At 73.8% G+C, this 17,635-nt stretch carries 17 protein-coding genes and 1 tRNA gene; 10 read left to right on the top strand and 8 right to left on the bottom strand.

Annotation, left to right across the window (positions count from 1 at the left end; genetic code table 11):
• Positions 1–9: 9 nt before the first annotated feature.
• The 4 genes from R2737_03300 (at position 10) to R2737_03285 (ending at position 2,846) form a co-directional block, all read left to right on the top strand.
• Entirely contained in the window at positions 10–528 is a 519-nt protein-coding gene (locus R2737_03300) for an ACT domain-containing protein (protein MEZ5115274.1), read from the top strand.
• Positions 525–1,076: a peptide deformylase gene (locus R2737_03295; GenBank protein MEZ5115273.1), complete on the top strand. Its 552-nt coding sequence runs from the start codon at positions 525–527 to the stop codon at positions 1,074–1,076. The genes R2737_03300 and R2737_03295 overlap by 4 nt, the downstream gene beginning before the upstream one ends.
• Before the next feature lie 730 nt (positions 1,077–1,806).
• Positions 1,807–1,881 (top strand) — tRNA-Leu (locus R2737_03290).
• Between the two features lie 107 nt (positions 1,882–1,988).
• Positions 1,989–2,846, top strand: coding sequence for a Bax inhibitor-1/YccA family protein (locus tag R2737_03285; GenBank protein MEZ5115272.1), 858 nt, complete (start codon positions 1,989–1,991; stop codon positions 2,844–2,846).
• A 109-nt stretch (positions 2,847–2,955) separates the two neighbouring features.
• Here the strand turns inward: R2737_03285 and R2737_03280 are convergent, their stop codons facing one another.
• Positions 2,956–3,186 (bottom strand): DUF4287 domain-containing protein, encoded by a 231-nt coding sequence (locus R2737_03280; GenBank protein ID MEZ5115271.1) that lies wholly within the window; start codon positions 3,184–3,186, stop codon positions 2,956–2,958.
• Between the two features lie 123 nt (positions 3,187–3,309).
• On the opposite strand from R2737_03280, the gene R2737_03275 reads away from it, so the two are divergent.
• A complete protein-coding gene (locus R2737_03275; protein ID MEZ5115270.1) occupies positions 3,310–3,684 on the top strand; it encodes a hypothetical protein in 375 nt (124 codons plus the stop codon).
• Positions 3,685–3,700: 16 nt separating this feature from the next.
• Here R2737_03275 and R2737_03270 read toward each other — a convergent pair whose 3' ends face one another.
• On the bottom strand, positions 3,701–4,528 hold the full coding sequence (locus R2737_03270) for an SGNH/GDSL hydrolase family protein (protein ID MEZ5115269.1): 828 nt from the start codon (positions 4,526–4,528) through the stop codon (positions 3,701–3,703).
• 21 nt (positions 4,529–4,549) lie between these two features.
• Positions 4,550–5,266: an MBL fold metallo-hydrolase gene (locus R2737_03265; GenBank protein ID MEZ5115268.1), complete on the bottom strand. Its 717-nt coding sequence runs from the start codon at positions 5,264–5,266 to the stop codon at positions 4,550–4,552.
• 63 nt (positions 5,267–5,329) lie between these two features.
• On the opposite strand from R2737_03265, the gene R2737_03260 reads away from it, so the two are divergent.
• Positions 5,330–6,694: a cystathionine beta-synthase gene (locus R2737_03260; protein ID MEZ5115267.1), complete on the top strand. Its 1,365-nt coding sequence runs from the start codon at positions 5,330–5,332 to the stop codon at positions 6,692–6,694.
• A gap of 249 nt (positions 6,695–6,943) precedes the next feature.
• Here the strand turns inward: R2737_03260 and R2737_03255 are convergent, their stop codons facing one another.
• Entirely contained in the window at positions 6,944–8,851 is a 1,908-nt protein-coding gene (locus R2737_03255) for an HNH endonuclease signature motif containing protein (protein ID MEZ5115266.1), read from the bottom strand.
• Positions 8,852–9,105: 254 nt separating this feature from the next.
• Between R2737_03255 and R2737_03250 the strand changes: the two genes are divergently transcribed.
• On the top strand, positions 9,106–9,306 hold the full coding sequence (locus R2737_03250; GenBank protein ID MEZ5115265.1) for a hypothetical protein: 201 nt from the start codon (positions 9,106–9,108) through the stop codon (positions 9,304–9,306).
• A 148-nt stretch (positions 9,307–9,454) separates the two neighbouring features.
• Here the strand turns inward: R2737_03250 and msrA are convergent, their stop codons facing one another.
• On the bottom strand, positions 9,455–10,129 hold the full coding sequence (gene msrA / locus R2737_03245; protein ID MEZ5115264.1) for a peptide-methionine (S)-S-oxide reductase MsrA: 675 nt from the start codon (positions 10,127–10,129) through the stop codon (positions 9,455–9,457).
• Positions 10,130–10,239: 110 nt separating this feature from the next.
• Here msrA and R2737_03240 point away from each other — a divergent pair, with 110 nt between their 5' ends.
• Positions 10,240–11,415, top strand: a complete 1,176-nt coding sequence (locus R2737_03240) for a cystathionine gamma-synthase (GenBank protein MEZ5115263.1) — start codon at positions 10,240–10,242, stop codon at positions 11,413–11,415.
• 10 nt (positions 11,416–11,425) lie between these two features.
• A complete protein-coding gene (locus tag R2737_03235; protein ID MEZ5115262.1) occupies positions 11,426–12,793 on the top strand; it encodes an amidase family protein in 1,368 nt (455 codons plus the stop codon).
• Between the two features lie 29 nt (positions 12,794–12,822).
• Here R2737_03235 and R2737_03230 read toward each other — a convergent pair whose 3' ends face one another.
• From R2737_03230 to R2737_03220, 3 genes are all read right to left on the bottom strand, one after another.
• Positions 12,823–13,704, bottom strand: coding sequence for a class I SAM-dependent methyltransferase (locus R2737_03230; GenBank protein MEZ5115261.1), 882 nt, complete (start codon positions 13,702–13,704; stop codon positions 12,823–12,825).
• Positions 13,701–14,960: an MFS transporter gene (locus tag R2737_03225; GenBank protein MEZ5115260.1), complete on the bottom strand. Its 1,260-nt coding sequence runs from the start codon at positions 14,958–14,960 to the stop codon at positions 13,701–13,703. Before R2737_03225 ends, R2737_03230 begins: the two co-directional genes overlap by 4 nt.
• Before the next feature lie 139 nt (positions 14,961–15,099).
• A complete protein-coding gene (locus tag R2737_03220; GenBank protein ID MEZ5115259.1) occupies positions 15,100–17,064 on the bottom strand; it encodes a VWA domain-containing protein in 1,965 nt (654 codons plus the stop codon).
• Between the two features lie 35 nt (positions 17,065–17,099).
• Here R2737_03220 and R2737_03215 point away from each other — a divergent pair, with 35 nt between their 5' ends.
• Complete coding sequence (locus tag R2737_03215) at positions 17,100–17,606, top strand: heavy metal-binding domain-containing protein (protein ID MEZ5115258.1); 507 nt, start codon at positions 17,100–17,102, stop codon at positions 17,604–17,606.
• The last annotated feature ends 29 nt before the right edge of the window (positions 17,607–17,635 follow it).

Raw genomic sequence — 17,635 nt, 5'->3', positions numbered from 1 at the left:
GGTGGGGCCATGAGCCTGCTCGCCGTCACCGTCCTGGGCCATGACCGACCCGGCATCATCGCCGACGTCACCGGTGCCGTGGCCGACCTCGGGGGGAACCTCGAGGACTCGTCGATGACGTTGCTGCGCGGGCACTTCGCCTGGACGTTGATCGCCGACCTGGACGTGCCGGCCGACGACGTGGCGGCGCGACTGGCGCCGCTGTCCGACCAGGGTCTGGTGGTGTCGGTGTTGCCGGTGCCGGTGGAGGAGGCGTCCCCGGCCGCGGCCGGGCCCGCGTACCTGCTGTCGGTCCACGGTGGTGACCGCCCGGGGATCGTGTCGCGGCTGACCCGGGTGCTCGCCGACGTCGGGGGCAACGTCACGGACCTGACCACGCGGCTGGCGGGCGGGATGTACGTGCTGCTCGCCGAGGTGGACGTGCCGGCCGACGTGGACGTCGCCGCGCTCCAGGCCCGGGTCACGGAGGTCGCGCACGAGCTCGGCGTCGACGCGACCCTGCGCCCGCACGACCCGGACGTGCTGTGACCACTCCCCTCGACGGCCCGGTACGGATGCCGGACCTGCCGGCGGGCCGCGTCCTGCCCGTGGTCCGCGCCCCGGAGCCCGTGCTGTCGACGCCGTGCGCGGAGGTGGACCCCCGCGACCCGGTCGTGGCGCAGCTGGCCGCCGACCTGGTCGCCACCATGCGGGTGTCACCGGGCTGCGTGGGTTTGGCCGCCAACCAGGTGGGGGTGGGGCTGCGGGTGTTCTCCCTCGACGTCAGCCGGCACCCGAAGACCCGGATCTCCCACGGCGAGTACGTCCTGGTGAACGCCCGGGTCGAGGCCGCCTCGCGCAACGAGCGGGCCCGGGAGGGCTGCATGTCCGTCCCGGACTTCACCGGGGACGTGAAGCGGGCCACCCGGCTCACGGTCCGAGGCTGGCTGCCGGGAACGGGGGAGGAGGTCGTGCTGGCGACCGACGCCTTCGAGGCCCGTGCGCTGCAGCACGAGCTGGACCACCTCGACGGGTTCCTGTTCCTGGACCGGGTCGTCGGCGCGCACGCGATCCATCCCCGCCAGACCTACCTGTAGGTCCCTCCCGGTCGTCGACCGCCCGGGGCGCGGCCGGGGGGCTGGGGCCTGTGGACGGCGGACGCCTGCCGTCCGACCCCGCCGATAGCGTCCCGGGACGTGACCCGCCGCCGCTACACCGACGACCAGCTCCGGGAGGCCGTCGCCGCCTCCCGCACGATGCGCGAGGTCTGCACCGCCCTCGGCCTGGTGCCGCGCGGCGGCAACTACGAGACGGTCCGGCGAGAGATCGCCCGCCTCGGCCTGGACGCCGAGCACCTCCGCGTGCGTCCGTCGGCTCTGCGGCCCGACGACACGGTTCGCGCGGCCGCGGCCCGCAGCCCCGACCTGTCGGCGCTGCTGGCCGAGCTGGAGCTGCGCCCGACGGTCGTGCATCGGCGTCGGCTGAGGCGACAGTTGGCCCACCTGGGCATCGCCCTCGTGGACGACCTGGGCGATGAACCCACGCCTCGGGCCCGCGCACCGCTGAGCGAGCTCCTGGTGGCGGGTCGGCTGGTGAGCACGGCCAAGCTTCGCCGCCGACTGGTCGAGGAGGGGGTTTTCGCTGCTGCGTGTGCGATGTGTGGACGGGATCGGTGGGCGGCGCAACCCATTCCCTTGGAGTTGGATCACATCAACGGAGACCGTTGGGATAATCGCCTGCGCAACCTCCGTCTGCTGTGTCCCAACTGCCACGCGACGACGCCCACGTACCGTGGGCGCAACGTCGGGCGGACGGTCCAGCAGTCGGGCCCCCGTAGCCCAACTGGTGAGAGGCAGGGCTCTTAAACAGCCCGTGGTGGGGGTTCGAATCCCCCCGGGGGCACTCGACCGGCTGACGGGACTGTTCGGATCGGGGAATCCTGGTTCGTGGGTTACCGTTGGACGTGAGGCCGCGACGTTCGCGGCCCCGACCACGAGGAGCACGACTCGATGCAGACGACCAACCCGATCCTGGCCCGGATCGGCCAGGAGGGCACCACCGCCCCGGGCGGTGCCGGGTTCGCCTACGACGAGGGCCGGTCCGCGGTGGCCCAGGCGACCTCTGGCGCTGCCGTGAGCGACACCGTGACCGCCGACCAGCTGCACCAGATGGTCGCGGGCCCGCAGGCGGGCGCCCGCGTGACCCTCGGCGACGTGATCGTGAAGACCGGGATCGCGTTCGTCCTGGTCGTGATCGGCGCGGTCTTCGGCTGGAACACCGCCGAGTCGATGCCTTACATCTGGATCGGCGCCGCCGTGATCGGCCTGGTGCTCGGCCTGGTGAACGCGTTCAAGAAGTCGGTGTCCCCGGCGCTGGTGCTGGTGTACTCGCTGGTCCAGGGCGTGATGCTCGGCGGGATCAGCTACTGGTACAACACGCTGGCCGTCGCCAACGACTACTACGGCCTGGTCCAGCAGGCGGTGATCGGCACGTTCACCGCGTTCGGCGTGATGCTGCTGCTGTACAGCACCCGGATCATCCGGGTGAACGGCACGTTCGTGAAGGTCATGATCGTGGCGATGGTCTCGTACCTCGTCATCGGCCTGGCGTCGCTGGTGGCCGCGCTGTTCGGCGTCGGCGGCGGCTGGGGCTTCTACGGGGTCAGCGGCTGGGGCCTGATCCTGTGCGCCTTCGGCGTGCTGCTCGCCTCGTTCAGCCTGGCGCTGGACTTCGAGGCCATCAAGCAGGGCATCGCGATGGGGCTGCCGGAGCGGGAGTCGTGGCGGATGGCCTTCGGCCTGCTGGTCACGCTGATCTGGCTGTACCTGGAGATCCTGCGGCTGCTGTCCATCCTCAGCCGGAACTGATCTTCGGGCGCCACTGACCGCCCGGTCGGGTCATCCGCCCGGCCGCAGAACGACAGCAGGGCCGCCGTCCTCCTCCGGGAGGCGGCGGCCCTGGTCGTTGCGGGATCCGTCAGGCCAGCTTGCGGGCGGCGCGGGTCTTGTCGTACTCGTGCACGATCGCCGTCGCCTGGCCGTGCGACAGCGCGTAGTCGTCCTGCAGCCAGTGCACGCGCTCGTCGAAGCGCGAGAACGCGGGGCCCTCCTCGAGGATCCGGAACCACTCCTGCAGCTCGCGACCGGTGGCTCCGGGTACTCGGTCGACGAGCTGACGGTGGGTCTCTTCGGAGTGGTGGAGTGTCATCGGCGGGCTCCTCTCGACCTGTCGCCGTGGGTGCCCCCACCGTAGCCGTCGGTCCCGCGGGCGCGATAGCCCGTCCGTCACTCCGCCGCGGGACTTCGGGCCCCCGCCGCTAGCCTCGCCGTCATGTGGGGCGCCCCGGACCCGACCGACCCGGTCGAGCGGCTGGCCCGCGAGGTGGCCCGGGTGGCCGACCGGCTGCGCGGGATGCCGTTGGCCCGACTGGCCGCGGCGCTGCCTCCGTACGAGTCCCGGGCACTGGCGGCGCGGGCGCTGGCGCAGCGGCTGGCGGACGCCGCGGAGGCGCTGGAGGCCGCCGCGGCGGGCCGGCCGGCGCGGGCCCGGGAGGTCCCGGTGCTGGCGGACGCCGCGGCCGCCGACCTGGTGGCGGTGACGGGAACGGACCTGGTGGTGGCGGCGGGCCGGGCCGACGACGAGACCGTGCGGGGGGTTCTCGCGCAGGCGGCGGAGGACTGCCGCGCGCTGCGGCTGGCGCTGTGAGCCCCGAGGCGGGCCGCTACCGGGGCGCGGGTGGTACGTACGCCTCGGGCAGCATGCCGCCGGTCGGTCCCCGGCGCAGTGCCGCGATGACCTCCGGCAGCAGCGCCTGGGCGGCCGCGGCGTACCCGTCGGCCGACGGGTGGAAGCGGTCGACGGAGAACATGACCTCGGGATAGGCGTCGAACTCCGGCCCGATCAGGTCGCCGAGAAGCACCGGCCGGCCGCCGGCGGCGAGGGTGGCCCCGCCCTGCCGGGCGGCGAGGCGCCGGGAGTAGCGGCGCATCAGTTGGCGCAGCGGCGGGGAGATGGGTCGCACCGTGCCGAGGTCGGGGCAGGTGCCCATGACCACCTGGGCTCCCGCGGCCCGCAGCCGGGCGACCGCGGCCTCGAGCCGGCGGGCGGACAGGGCCACCGGGACGAGGTGGGTGACGTCGTTGGCCCCCACCATGATCACGGCGACCTGCGGGTAGGCGGTCAGCGCCCGGTCGATCTGCGCGTCGAGGTCCTTGGTCTGGGCGCCGACGACGGCGTGGTTGGTGAGGACGACCGGGCGCCGCAGCGCGTCGGCGACACCGTGCGCGATGACGGCCCCCATCGTCTCGGCGGCGTGGTCCACGCCGAGGCCGGCGGCTCCGGAGTCGCCGAGGACGGCGATCCGGATGGAGGTGCCGCCGCGGGCGCCGTCGCGGGGCAGGTAGCGGCCGTCGTGGTACGGCGGCACGGTGCGGCGCGGTCCGATGGTGCGCCGGGCGGCGACGGCCTGCGCGGCCAGCACGCCGACGGCCGCTGCGGAGAACCCGAGCAGGCCGGCCGTGCCGTACGAGAGCTGCCGTCGGTGCAGCACGAGGGGGCTCCGCCGCCGCCGTCAGCCCGTGGCGCGTCGGCGCAGGAAGCCCCGGATGGCCTCCCGGGCGCCGTCGCGGATCTCCGGGCCGTGGGTGAAGGCGGCAACGTCGTACTCGAGGTCGGCCAGCCGGGCCGCGGTCTCGCGGGTCTGGCGAATGGAGGTGCACGCGGCGGACATCGGCCAGGTCATCCGGCTGCGCATGTTGAAGATCGAGTCGCCGGTGACGAGCACCCCGGTCGGCTCGTGCAGCAGCGAGACGTGGCCGGGGGTGTGGCCCGGGGTGTGCACGACGCGCAGGCCGCCGGCGACGTCGAGCAGCTGCCCGTCGTGGAGGACCGCCGCGACAGGGGCGGCCGCGAAGCCCTGGCCCGGCAGGCGGGAGAAGATCCGCCCTGCGGTGGAGGAGCGGTCGACCGGGGGTGCGGCGCCCGTCCGGATGTAGTCGGCGTCGTCCTCGTGGACGTCCACGCCGCTGGCTCGGGTGTCCGCGACCATGCGCGCCGCGCCGCCCGCGTGGTCGAGGTGCGCGTGGGTGAGGACGATGCGGGTGACGTCGGAGGGGTGCTTCCCGAGGGCGGCGAGCGCAGCCACGATCCGGCGGGGGGCCCGCTTCAGGCCGGTGTCGACCAGGGTGACCTGGCCGTCGTCGTCGACGAGGGCGAAGGAGTTGATGTAGTCACCCAGGGTCGGGATGCGGTGCACCCCCGGGGCGAGCGTGACGACCGGTCGGGCCATGGGGGCAGGGTAGCCATCGGCGGGGTGGGGACGGCGGGGCTGCTGACCCGTAGGCTCCGCTGCGTGCAGGTGTACGAGTCCGTCGTCGACCTGATCGGCGACACGCCCCTGGTCCGGCTCCGCTCGGTTGCCGCGGGGCTGCCCGCGACCGTGCTGGCGAAGGTGGAGTACCTCAATCCCGGGGGGTCGGTGAAGGACCGCATCGCCACCCGCATGATCGAGACGGCGGAGGCGTCCGGGCTGCTCGGCCCGGGCGGGACCATCGTCGAGCCGACGTCGGGGAACACCGGGGTGGGGCTGGCGCTGGTGGCGCAGCAGCGGGGGTACCGGTGCGTGTTCGTCTGCCCGGACAAGGTGTCCGAGGACAAGCGCAACGTGCTGAAGGCGTACGGGGCCGAGGTCGTGGTGTGCCCGACGGCGGTCGATCCCGAGGACCCGCGGTCGTACTACTCGGTGTCGGACCGGCTGGCGCGCGAGATCCCGGGGGCGTGGAAGCCGGACCAGTACTCCAACCCGGACAACCCGCGGTCGCACTACGAGACGACCGGTCCCGAGCTGTGGGCGCAGACCGACGGCCGGATCACCCACTTCGTCGCGGGGGTCGGGACCGGCGGGACGATCACAGGGACCGGGCGGTACCTGAAGGACGTCTCCGACGGTCGGGTGCGCATCATCGGGGCGGATCCGGAGGGGTCGGTCTACTCCGGCGGCACCGGGCGGCCGTACCTGGTCGAGGGCGTGGGCGAGGACTTCTGGCCGTCGACGTACGACCCGTCCGTGGCCGACGAGATCATCGCGGTATCGGACAAGGACTCGTTCGAGATGACGCGACGGCTGGCGCGCGAGGAGGGGCTGCTCGTCGGCGGGTCGTGCGGGATGGCCGTAGTGGCCGCGCTGCGGGTCGCGGAGAAGGCCGGGCCCGACGACGTGGTGGTGGTGCTGCTGCCGGACGGCGGCCGCGGCTACCTGTCGAAGGTGTTCAACGACGACTGGATGGCGTCGTACGGGTTCCTGGCGACCTCGCCGGACCGGACCGTGGGGGACGTGCTGCGCGGCAAGACCGGGGTGCTGCCGCCGTTCGTGCACACCCATCCGCAGGAGACGGTGCGGGAGGCGATCGACATCCTGCGGGAGTACGGGGTGTCGCAGCTGCCGGTGGTGCGGGCCGAGCCCCCGGTGATGGCTGCGGAGGTGGTCGGCAGCGTGGTGGAGCGGGACCTGCTGGACGCGCTGTTCGACGGTCGGGCGCACCTGGCGGACGCGGTGGACAAGCACATGTCATCGCCGCTGCCGATGATCGGTGCGGGGGAGCCGGTGGCGACCGCCGTGGCTGCGCTGCAGTCGTCGGACGCCGCGATCGTGGTGGAGGACGGCAAGCCGGCCGGGATCATCACGCGGCAGGACGTGCTGGGGTACCTCGCCGGGTAGCGAGGGATCGAGCCGTCAGGTCGACGCCGGCGGCCGGGCACGGGAGGAAGGCCGGCGGGATCGCCCCGATGCCGGCCACCCAGAGCAGGGCGAGCATGTCCCACTCTTCCGAGTGACGTTCGGGCTGGGTCGCCGCGCCCGGCCAGAGGGTGTGGGTGCGCCGCGAGCGCCCGCCGCAAGGTCAGGCACTGTGGGATCGCGGGGACGGGGTGACATCAGTCCCGCGTCGCACCGGACCGCGCGAGGTGATCAGGCGGCGAGGTGTGCGGTGAGCCAGATCTCGAGTGCGCTGACCGGCGGGTCGGTGCGGGCGGGGTCGACGGCGTCGAGGGTCTGGGGGTCGGCGCTCTCCGGGGTGATCGCGGGAAGGTCGGGACTGACGTCGCCCGGCGGGGGTCCGGTGTCCCAGATCGGATCGGGGGGTGTGGGGTAGGTGTGTCCGGTGGGGCTGGTCCATCTGATCTGCCCGCTGCCCGGATCCGGTGCGGCGGACCAGGTGGTGTGGGTCTTGATCCGGTGATGTCGCCGGCAGGCCGGGTGCAGGTTCGCGGCGGTGGTGTTGCCGCCGTCGTAGTTGGCCGCGTGGTCGAGGTCGGTGTGGACCGAGGGGATGGTGCAGCCGGGGAAGGTGCAGGTGGTGTCCCGGGCGGTGACCAGTTCGCGCAGCCGGTCGCTGGGCCGGTAGCGGGTGGCGACCAGGCGGCCGTGGTCGGTGAGGAACGCCCGCCAGGTATCCGCGCCGGCCGCCAGTTCGCGGGCGAGGGGTGCGGGGACCCAGCCGTGGCCGGGGACCCAGCCGGGGTTGTCGGCCAGCCCGAGCAAGGTCGGGGCGTCGACGATGACGACCGCGGACGACCACGACCTGCCCCGCCCGGCACCGGTCCCGGCTCCCGCGCTGGCACCGGCAGGTGCCGACCCTGCAGCCGCGCCGGCTCCGGCACCGGCGTCTGCGCCCGTCCCGGCTCCGTCGCTCTCGTTCGCTCCCGTGTTGCCGCTGGTCCCGGTGCCGGGGAGCCCGGTGTCCGTGGTGGCGGCGCCGCTGGCCGGGATGGTCGCCCCGGTGGTGGTCGGGGCGTCGCTGGTGTCCAGGCCGAGGTGCCGGATGAGTAGGCGGGCGGCTTCGATGACGGCGTCGGCGCGTAGCGCTTCCAGGGTGGTGTCGGGGTGGTGCGGGCAGCCGAGCTGGTGCGTCCGCTCGCTGTTCGGGTCGGCGACGGCACCGGTCCCGGACCCTTCGGGCTGGCGGCGGTGGTGTCCGCGCAGGGCGGCGAGGGTGCCGACCGATTCCGCCCGTGAGGTGCCGGTGCCGGTCTCGATGGGGCAGGTGCAGGGGCCGAGCAGTACGGTGAGGTCCGCGGCCGGGTCCTTCAGGGTGGCTTGCCGTGCGCGGGCCCAGGTGTCGAACTGCCGCCACGCCCACGACGCCATCGGCTGGGAGGCCTCCAGGGTGATCCTGGCGCGGAAGTCCGGCAGCGGGCTGATCCGCAGCGACCGTTCCCGCCGCCTCTTCTTCGCCCGTTCCGCGGCGGCGGCGGCGTCCAGGCGCAGGATGGTGCGGCGGATGCGGTGCCGCAGCCGGCCCGGGGTCTCCTCCGCGTACCGGGACGCGACCCCGTCCGCGTCGGGCAGCGTCTCGGCGACCACGGTCTGCACGACCCGCTCGGTGAGGGCCGCGGACAGCTCGGCGGTCTCGGACACCACCGCGGACAGGTGCCCGTACCCCCACGCCCCGGTCTCCAGCATGCCGGCGACCGGGGCACCGGGACCGGCGAGGAACCGGGCGGTGGTGATGCGGTCCGACGCCGCGACGGTGGACAGCCGGCAGGCGGCGGCGACCTCGGCGTGCCGGGCCTCCTCCACACACTCGAACGGACCGAGGTCCACCGGGCCGCCCTCGTCGTCCGGGTCGGGATCCCGTGCCGGCTGGGGCCCCACCACGGGAAGGATCGCGGCGAACGACCGCGCGGTCACCCACGCCGCCTGGGCCTGCCACGCGGTCAGGAACACCACCCGGTCATGCCCGCACAGCTCGTCGGGGTCGACCTGCTCCAGCAGCCCGATCGCCACCGGCCCCGGGCCCACCGTCACCGCCTGCGCGAGCAGGGCGGCGTCCCACGCGCGCGAGGTCCGCGGACCGGGAACCACGGGATCGAACATGTGTACGAGTGTACCTGCCCGGTCCGACACCGCGCAAGACCCCGTACACACGAAATCCGTTACGCCGCAAGCGAAATGATCAGCAAAGCCCTCCCGCAGGTACCCTGGCACGGACCCGCGAGGAGGACCGCCCCCATGTCGATCGCAGCTGCCAGGGACTGTCGTACGTCGACGCTGTCCAGGCTCGCCCTCGGGGTGTCGCTGCCCTCCAGGTCGTCGCGCTGATGCCGGGACCCGAGGGTCCCCGGGGGGCCGTGCGCTGGTTCGTCGTCAGCACGCCGATCTGCGCCGTCGCGCTGGCCGCGAGCCTTGGCTCCCTGCTCAGCGCGAGGGCTCGCCGGACTCCGACCAGCATCCCGTGGGTCGCCACGGGCCTGTCTGTCGCGCTTCTCCTGGCCGTCGGCATCGTCGACGTCGTGGAGGCGTACGCGGCGATCTGGCACGACTTCCGCTGACCCGCGTCCCCCGACGTCCCGCCAACCCGGTCGGGAAATCCCTTGCCAGACCCGGGTACGGGCCCCACGCTTCGCGCATCGGCCGCGGCCCCCGCCGGGCGGCGGCGCCGTCCCCTACTGATCGCGCACGCCGGTTGCCGGCTTCCGGTCAGACCTCGCTGACCGCGGGCAGGTCGATGCCGGTGTGCGCGTGGCAGTCGTAGCCGTGCGGCACCTTGTAGAGGTACTGCTGGTGGTAGTCCTCGGCGTAGTAGAACGGCCGGCCCTCCGCGGGCAGCACCTCGGTGGTGATCGGGTCGAAGCCCTGGCCGCGCAGGACCGCGTCGTACGCGTCCCGGGTCCGCTCCGCCAGTTCGCGCTGCTCGTCGTCGGTCCAGTACAGCGCGGACCGGTACTGCGTCCCGACGTCGTTGCCCTGGCGGTACCCCTGCGTCGGGTCGTGGTTCTCCCAGAACACCTTCAGCACGTCGTACGTCGACAGCCGGGCCGGGTCGTAAACCACCAGCACGTTCTCGGCGTGCCCGGTCCTGCCGGTGCACACCTCCTCGTACGTCGGGTTGGGCGTCATGCCGCCCTGGTAGCCGACCGCGGTCGTGTACACGCCGTCCAGCCGCCAGAACCGCTTCTCCGCCCCCCAGAAGCAGCCGAGGCCGACGTACAGGTGCTTCATCCCCTCCGGCCACGGCCCTTCCAGTGGCGTCCCCAGCACCGCGTGCACCGACGGGATGGCGAACGGGCGCACCGCCCGACCGGGCAGCGCCTCCTCCGGCGCCACCATCCGGCTCTTCGCGCTGCGACCGGCTCCGAACAGGGTGTCCCACATGGTCATCAAGCCTCCGTCCTTCCTGCGACCTGCACAACCGGACGCGGCCACCGGGTGTTCCACCGCCGGGCAGCCGACCGATCGCCGTCAGCACCTCGTAAGGTCGGCCCATGACTGACGGGCACGACTGGTCGTCCGCAGGGATCGAGACCCGGGCCATCCACGCCGGGCAGGACCCCGACCCCACCACCGGGGCGGTCGTGCCACCCATCTACCAGGTCTCCACCTACAAGCAGGACGGCGTGGGCGGCCTGCGCGGCGGGTACGAGTACTCGCGCAGCGCCAACCCCACGCGCACCGCCCTCGAGGAGTGCATCGCCTCGCTGGAGGCCCCGGACGTCCCCGACGCTCGCGGCCTCGCGTTCGCCAGCGGCCTCGCCGCCGAGGACACCCTGCTGCGCACCGTCTGCCGCCCCGGCGACCACGCCGTCATCCCCGACGACGCGTACGGCGGCACCTACCGCCTCTTCGCCCGCGTCGCCGAGCCATGGGGCCTGGAGCACACGGCCGCCGCCATCTCCGACCCCGATGCGGTCCGCGCCGCTATCCGGTCCGGCCGCACCAAGGTGGTGTGGGTCGAGACCCCCACCAACCCCCTCCTCGGCATCGCGGACATCGAGGCGCTCGCCGGTATCGCCCACGAGGCCGGCGCGATCCTTGTGGTGGACAACACCTTCGCGTCGCCGTACCTCCAGCAGCCGCTGTCCCTCGGCGCCGACGTCGTCGTCCACTCGACCACCAAGTACCTCGGCGGCCACAGCGACGTCGTCGGCGGTGCCCTCGTCGCCGCGGACCCCGAGCTCGCCGAGCTGCTCGCCTACCACCAGAACGCGCAGGGCGCCGTCGCCGGTCCGTTCGACTCCTGGCTGGTGCTGCGCGGCATCAAGACCCTGGCGGTACGGATGGACCGGCACTGCGCCAACGCCCGCGCCGTCGTCGACCTGCTCGACGCGCACCCGCAGGTCACCGCCGTCCACTACCCCGGGCACGCCGACCACCCTGGCCACGACGTCGCCGCCCGGCAGATGCGCGACTTCGGCGGGATGGTGTCCTTCCGGGTCGCCGGAGGCGAGGAGGAGGCCGTCGCCGTGTGCGGTCGGACCCGGGTCTTCACCCTGGGCGAGTCGCTCGGCGGAGTCGAGTCGCTGATCGAGCACCCCGGCCGGATGACGCACGCGTCCGCCGCGGGCAGCCCGCTGGAGGTCCCCTCAGACCTGGTCCGGCTGTCCGTGGGGCTGGAGACGACGCAGGACCTGCTCGACGACCTCGGGCAGGCACTCGGGTGAGGAGGCGGCCATGACGAGCTGGCGCGAGGAGTGGACGGCGACCTCGATCGCCGACGCGGTCCGCACGGGGACGGCGAGCGCCCACGACGCGACCGCCGAGGCGCTGGCCCGCATCGCGTCCCGCGACGGCGAGATCGAGGCCTTCCAGGTCGTCCGGACCGCCAAGGCCTTGGACGAGGCCGCGGCCGTCGACGCGCGCGCGGACAAGGCAGGACTCCCGCTCGCCGGGGTCCCCATCGCCGTCAAGGACAATGTCCCCGTCGAGGGCGAGCCGATGCGGGTCGGCTCTGCCGCCACCAGCGACGCGCCGCAGGCCGAGGACCATGCCGTGGTGAAGCGGCTGCGCGGCGCCGGCGCGGTCGTCGTGGGCCTCAGCCGGGTTCCCGAGCTGTGCGTCTACGGCGCCACCGACTCGGTCTTCGGCATCACCCGCAACCCCTGGGACCCGACCCGCACCCCCGGTGGATCCTCCGGCGGTTCCGCGGCGGCCGTCGCCACCGGAATGGTCCCGGTCGCCCACGGCAACGACGGGATGGGCAGCATCCGCATCCCAGCCGCCTGCACCGGCCTCGTCGGTCTCAAGCCCGGCTTCGGCATCGTCCCCGCAGACCTCGGCGCCACCGACTGGTACGGCATGTCCGAGAACGGCGCGCTGGCCACCACGGTCGCCGACACCGCCCTGGTGATGTCGGTGCTGGCCGCCCGGCCGCAGTGGGCCGAGGTGTCGGAACCGGATCGCCGGCTGCGCGTCGCGCTGTCCCTGCGGCCACCCGTCCTCGGCGTCCGGGTCGACCCCGCGTACGCCGCCGCGGTCGAGTCCGTCGGCTCGGTGCTGCGGGTCGAGGGCCACGACGTACGACGCGACAGCCCCACCTACCCGCAAGGTGCCGCGATCGCGGCCCTGGTCCGCTGGTTCGCGGGAGCCGCCGGCGACGTGGACTCGTTGGACGAGAACAGGATCGAGCCGCGGGTGCGTACCCACGCGCGGATCGGTCGCGCGGTGCGCACCAGCCCGCTGATGTCGGAGCGGTTGCGGGAGTCGTGGCGGCGAAAGGCGAACGAGTACCTCACCCAGTTCGACGTCCTGGTCACCCCTGCGCTGGCGCAGCCGCCGATCGAGGCCAAGCGCTGGGGCGACGGTTCCTGGGCCAAGACCATGGCGGCCAACATCCGCTACGCCCCCTTCGCCGCGCCGTGGAACATCGCCGGCTTCCCCGCGATGACGGTGCCCGTCGCCACCCACCCGGAGACCGGGACCCCGGTGGCGGTGCAGCTCGTCGGCCGCCCCGGGACCGAGCACCTGCTGCTGTCCCTGGCCGCGACCCTGGAGCGGGTCCGGCCCTGGCCGCGCGTCGCCCCGGCCTTCGCCGGCGTCTGACCCGAGGGGCGGGAGGCGCCGCGCCGGCCTCAGGCCGACCGTGTCGCGAGCAGGGTGAACATGATCGGCAGCGGGACCCCCGGACCGCCGTCGCGTCCCTGGCCGATCCGAAGCCGGTAGCGGCCGTCGCCCTCGTCCGCCAGCAGGTCCCCCCGCGGGTCGAACGCCACCGACAGGTGCTCCTCGAGCCGATCCACCCGCATCCCCGCGTCGATCGCCGCCGTCACGACCTCGCCGAGGGAGTGCGCGTACTCCACCGTCGTCCCGCCAACGGGGGCGTCGGCGTTGGCGTACGACCCGGTCCCGGACCAGGCCTGCGGGCCGTCGCCGGCGTACGGGAAGTCCAGCCGCAGCGGGTCGGTCGAGCCGACGCAGTTCGCCAGCGGGTGCATGTCGACCAGCACCAGGCGCCCGCCCGGTCGCAGCAGCGCGGCGGCGGACCGCATCCACGCGTCGATGTCCTCGATCCAGCAGATCGCGCCGATCGTCGCGTACACCAGGTCGAACGAGCCGTGCAGGGACGCGTACTCCTCGCCCGACAGGGACGTCGCCTCCGCCAGCACGGTCTCGATGCTGACGCCGGCACGCGCCGCGATCTCGCGGGCCCGCTCCAGCGCGGTCGGCGAGAAGTCCAGCGCGGTGACCGAGGCCCCGTCCTGCGCCATCGTGATGCTGTCGAACGCGATGTGCGACTGCAGGTGCGCCACCCGCAGCCCCGCGACACCGTGCCCCTCCGTCGCTCGATCGAGGGCCGACTGCTCGTGCTCGGTCATGATGCGCTCGCCGGCGACCAGCGCCTCGACGTCGTAGTAGGAGTCGTTGCCTCTGCCGTGGAAGCCCGCCAGCGACTCCCAGTAGTCCCGGTTCGCGCCGATCGGGTCCTCCGGGACCTCGGCGGGACGGTCCGTCACGGCGCCTCCTCAGCGGGTTCGTCGGCGGCCGGCTCGGGGTGCCGGCCGCGGTGCAGGGTCTCGGGCATCAGCAGCACCATCACCAGGGCCAGCACGGTCACCGCGACGCCACTGGCGAACGCCCAGTCGTAGTCGAACAGGTCCACCAGCAGTCCGGCGAGCAGCGGGCCGGCGACCGCGCCGAGGTCGGAGACCATCTGGTACGCCGCCACGACGATGCCGCCGCGCCGGCCGCCCATGATGTCGCCGACGACCGCCGCGGGCGCGGAGCCGAGGAAGGCGGCGGAGAAGCCCAGCACCGCCATCGACACGAAGAACAGCACGATCCCGACCACGGTGCCGGCGTCGCCCGCGGTCGCGTCGGACAGCACCAGGAACGCCATCCCGGCCACGCTGGCCGACGTGCCCACGATCAGCGCGGGGCGGCGACCACGGGTGTCGGCCGACCGGCCGGCGGGCAGCAGCAAGACCGCCTGCACGGCGGCGGCCACCAGGAATCCCGCGCCGGCCAGGCCGGCACCCTGCTGCAGGCCCTCCACCACGAACAGCGGGACCAGCGCGGCCCGCAACCCGAAGGACACGAACCCGTTGCTCAGGTTCACCGCGAGCGCGGCCCGGTAGGCCGGGTCCCGCAGCGCCGCCCGCAGCGGCTCCAGGCCGCCCGCGTCGTCCCCGGCCACCTTCTGCTCCCGCTCCCGCAGGTGCGCGCGGGTGAGGAACGCGAGCGTGACGACGACGGCGAGCGCGAGCGTGCCGGCGTACACGAAGAAGGGCGCGCGGATCGACCACGCCACCACCAGGCCACCGACGGCGGGACCGGCGACGCCGCCGAGCAGGAAGCCGCCCTGGAAGGCGCCGGACGCCCGACCGCGCTGCTGCGGCTCCACGACCCGCAGCAGCAGCGCCATGGCGGACACGGTGAACATCGACGAGCCGAGGCCGCCGATGCCGCGCAGCACCAGCAGCTGCGCGTACGACTGCGACAGGCCGGCGACGGCACTCGACACGGCCACGATCGCGAGCCCCGAGGCCAGCACGGTGCGCTCGCCGACCCGGTCGACCAGCGCGCCCGCCAGCGGCGAGGTGACGAAGCGGACCAGCGCGAACACCGAGATGACCGCGCTCGCGGCCAGGGCGGACACGTCGAAGGACCGGGCGAACACCGGCAGCGCCGGCGCCACGATGCCGAAGCCCAGCGCGACGCAGAAGGCGATCGCCGACAGGACCGCGACCTCGCGCGGCAGGTCGGCGAACATCGGTGTGCGCCGTAGCGCGCGCCCGACGCGTCGGTGCGGCGCGACGCCCCTCGACGCGGGCGCGGGCTCGGACACGAGGCGCGACCCTATCCCGGGAGCGCGTCCCCGGCCCGGCCGCGGCCGGGCCGGACTCCCTCCGTCACGCCGACGCTCGGCGTCCGCGCCGCCGGCGCAGGTAGTCGGTGACGACGACGTCGCCGAGCCGCTCCCCGGAGGCGGACAGCACCCGGCCGCCGTTGCGGCGGGCCATCGCGTCCAGGAACCGCTCCAGCCGCGGGTCGTCACCGAGCCGGAACCAGGAGATCGGGACGCCTCGCCTGGTCAGGCGGTCCACCTCCGCGACGGTCAGGTCCACGGTCTGCTGCGACGGCGGCCAGCTGAACCGCCACTCGCCGTCGCGGTCGATGTGCGCGGTCGGCTCCCCGTCGGTGATGACGATGAGGACCGGCTCGGCGTCCCGGTGCCGGTCCAGGAATCGGCCGGCCAGCATCAGGGCGTGCTGCAGGTTGGTGCCCTGGATGTCGCTGGCGTCGAGGTCCGGCAGGTCGTGCGGCCGGATCACCCGGGCCATGTTCGCGAACGCGACGACCTGCACGGCGTCCTGCGGGAACTGCGCGGTCGCCAGCGCGTGCAGCGCCATCGCCGTCGTCTTGGCCGCCCGCCAGGTGTCGTTCATGACCATCGAGAACGACTGGTCGACGAGCAGCGCCACGGCGGCCCTGGTGCGCCGCTCCGTCTCGCGCACCTCGAAGTCGTCCGCCGTCAGCCGGACCCGGTCGTCGGAGCGGGTCGTGACATGCCGGCGTACGGCGTTTCCGACCGTGCGGACCACGTCGATCGGCTGCTCGTCGCCGAACCGCCACTCCCGCGTGGTCCCGGTGAACTCCCCGGCCGCACCCGCGTCCCGTACGTCGTGGTCGCCGCGGCGCCCGGACTCCAGCGACGCGAACACCCGCCGTAGCGCGGTCTGGCCGAGTCGTCGCATCGCCTTCGGCGTCAGTTCCACCCGGCCACCCGAACGCGTCAGGAACCCCTGGCGCTCCAGCTCGCGCTCCACCTCCTGCAGACGGCGCAGGTCATCGACCGACTGCCGGCCCAGCGCCCGGCGCACCGCGTCCTCGTCCACGTCCTGCAGCGACGCGCCCGCGTAGTCCTGGCGCAGGGACCTCTCGAGCGACTCCACGTCGGCGAGGTCGGCCAGCGCGCCCGTCGCGTCGCCCAGCCCCAGGCCCTCGTCGCCGTCCATCCGCTGCCGGCCCTGCCACGGCAGGTCGGGTCGCAGCGCCCGGAGGTTGTCCTGCAGCCGGCCCATCTCCGCGGCCAGGTCGAGGTCGGACATGGCCTGGTCGATCAGGTCCTGAAGCTCGGCCCGCTGCTCAGGGCTGAGCGAGTCCATCAGCCGCTGGGCCGCGGCGGCGCGTCGCGCCAGGTCGTCGAGCAGCTCGTCCAGGTCCTGCGGGTCCGACGGGAACATCCCCCCGTGCCGCCGCATGAACTCGGCGAAGTCCTCCTCGGTGTCCTCCCCGCGGGACTTCTTCTCCAGCAACGCGTTCAGGTCGGCCAGCATGTCCTTCAGCGCCTGCTGCGCGGCCGGGTCCGCGGGGTCCTGCAAGGACCGCTTCATGCCGGCGAACTGCTGGTCCAGCACCTCGCGGCGCAGCAGGTCGCGGATCTGCTCGTACGACTGCCTGGCCTCCGCGGAGCGCCAGTCGTACTCCGCCAGCTCCCGTACGGCGCCGGCGGCGTCGTCCGGCAGTGCGTCCAGCTGAGCCTCGCGGAAGCGGGCGTCGTCGGAGGGGTCGGGGAACAGCTCCCGCCGCTCGGCGTCGACGGCCTCGTCCAGCAGGCGGCGCACCTCCTCCAGCGTCCCGTCCAGCCGGCCGCTGCGCTGCAGCTCCCGGCGGCGCTGGCGGGCCCGCCGCATCAGGTCGTCCAGCCCGCGCAGCCCGTCGGCGCCGCGGCGCATCAGGTCCCGGAGAGCGTCGCGCACCGACGAGCCGTCCAGGATCCGCTCGCCGAGCTCGTCGACGGCCCGGCCGGCGTCGTACGGAGCCGCGAGCGGGTCCGGTCCCTCGCGGTAGGCGCCGTAGCGGAACCGGCTCATCGCGTCACCGTACGCCCAGGCAGTACGGTCCCGGCATGACCGACCAGACCGGGAGCACCGGCTCCGCGAACCCGCCCGCCGGGTGGTACCCCGACCCGCACGACCCGACCCGCCTGCGCTGGTGGGACGGCGCCCAGTGGACCGACCAGACCCAGGCGTCGATCAGCGAGCAGCAGCCCGGCGAGATCGGCGCGGCCCCCGCGCAGTACAGCGGCCCGCCGATCATCGTCGTGACCACGAACGACCTGCCCGGCTACCGCATCACCGAGGTGCACGGCGAGGTCTTCGGTGTGACGGTCCGCGCCCGCAACGCCTTCTCCAACATGGGCGCAAGCTTCCGCACCCTGGTCGGCGGCGAGGCGAAGGGCTACACCAAGCTGCTGGCCGACAGCAGGCTCGAAGCGGTCGACCGGCTGCGCTACGCGGCGAACCAGGTGGGCGCCAACGCGGTGGTCGCGATGCGCTACGACTCCGGCGAGATCGCGGACATGATGAACGAGGTCGCGGCGTACGGAACCGCGGTCACGGTCGAGCGGATCTGACCGGACCGGCGACCGGCCGGCCGCGGCGG

It is taken from the genome of Candidatus Nanopelagicales bacterium (genome assembly GCA_041393815.1).
Classification (GTDB): Bacteria; Actinomycetota; Actinomycetes; order S36-B12; family JAWKJK01; genus JAWKJK01.
The sequence above is the reverse complement of the archived record's forward strand: the minus strand, read 5'-3'. Positions and strand labels throughout refer to the sequence as shown.

Bases quoted from the DNA above. Each gene is read 5' to 3' on its own strand.
- R2737_03300 (MEZ5115274.1), top strand. From the start codon at position 10: ATGAGCCTGCTCGCCGTCACCGTCCTGGGCCATGACCGACCCGGCATC.
- R2737_03285 (MEZ5115272.1), top strand. From the start codon at position 1,989: ATGCAGACGACCAACCCGATCCTGGCCCGGATCGGCCAGGAGGGCACC.
- R2737_03280 (MEZ5115271.1), bottom strand. From the start codon at position 3,186: ATGACACTCCACCACTCCGAAGAGACCCACCGTCAGCTCGTCGACCGA.
- R2737_03275 (MEZ5115270.1), top strand. From the start codon at position 3,310: ATGTGGGGCGCCCCGGACCCGACCGACCCGGTCGAGCGGCTGGCCCGC.
- R2737_03265 (MEZ5115268.1), bottom strand. From the start codon at position 5,266: ATGGCCCGACCGGTCGTCACGCTCGCCCCGGGGGTGCACCGCATCCCG.
- R2737_03255 (MEZ5115266.1), bottom strand. From the start codon at position 8,851: ATGTTCGATCCCGTGGTTCCCGGTCCGCGGACCTCGCGCGCGTGGGAC.
- msrA (MEZ5115264.1), bottom strand. From the start codon at position 10,129: ATGTGGGACACCCTGTTCGGAGCCGGTCGCAGCGCGAAGAGCCGGATG.
- R2737_03240 (MEZ5115263.1), top strand. From the start codon at position 10,240: ATGACTGACGGGCACGACTGGTCGTCCGCAGGGATCGAGACCCGGGCC.
- R2737_03235 (MEZ5115262.1), top strand. From the start codon at position 11,426: ATGACGAGCTGGCGCGAGGAGTGGACGGCGACCTCGATCGCCGACGCG.
- R2737_03225 (MEZ5115260.1), bottom strand. From the start codon at position 14,960: ATGTTCGCCGACCTGCCGCGCGAGGTCGCGGTCCTGTCGGCGATCGCC.
- R2737_03220 (MEZ5115259.1), bottom strand. From the start codon at position 17,064: ATGAGCCGGTTCCGCTACGGCGCCTACCGCGAGGGACCGGACCCGCTC.
- R2737_03215 (MEZ5115258.1), top strand. From the start codon at position 17,100: ATGACCGACCAGACCGGGAGCACCGGCTCCGCGAACCCGCCCGCCGGG.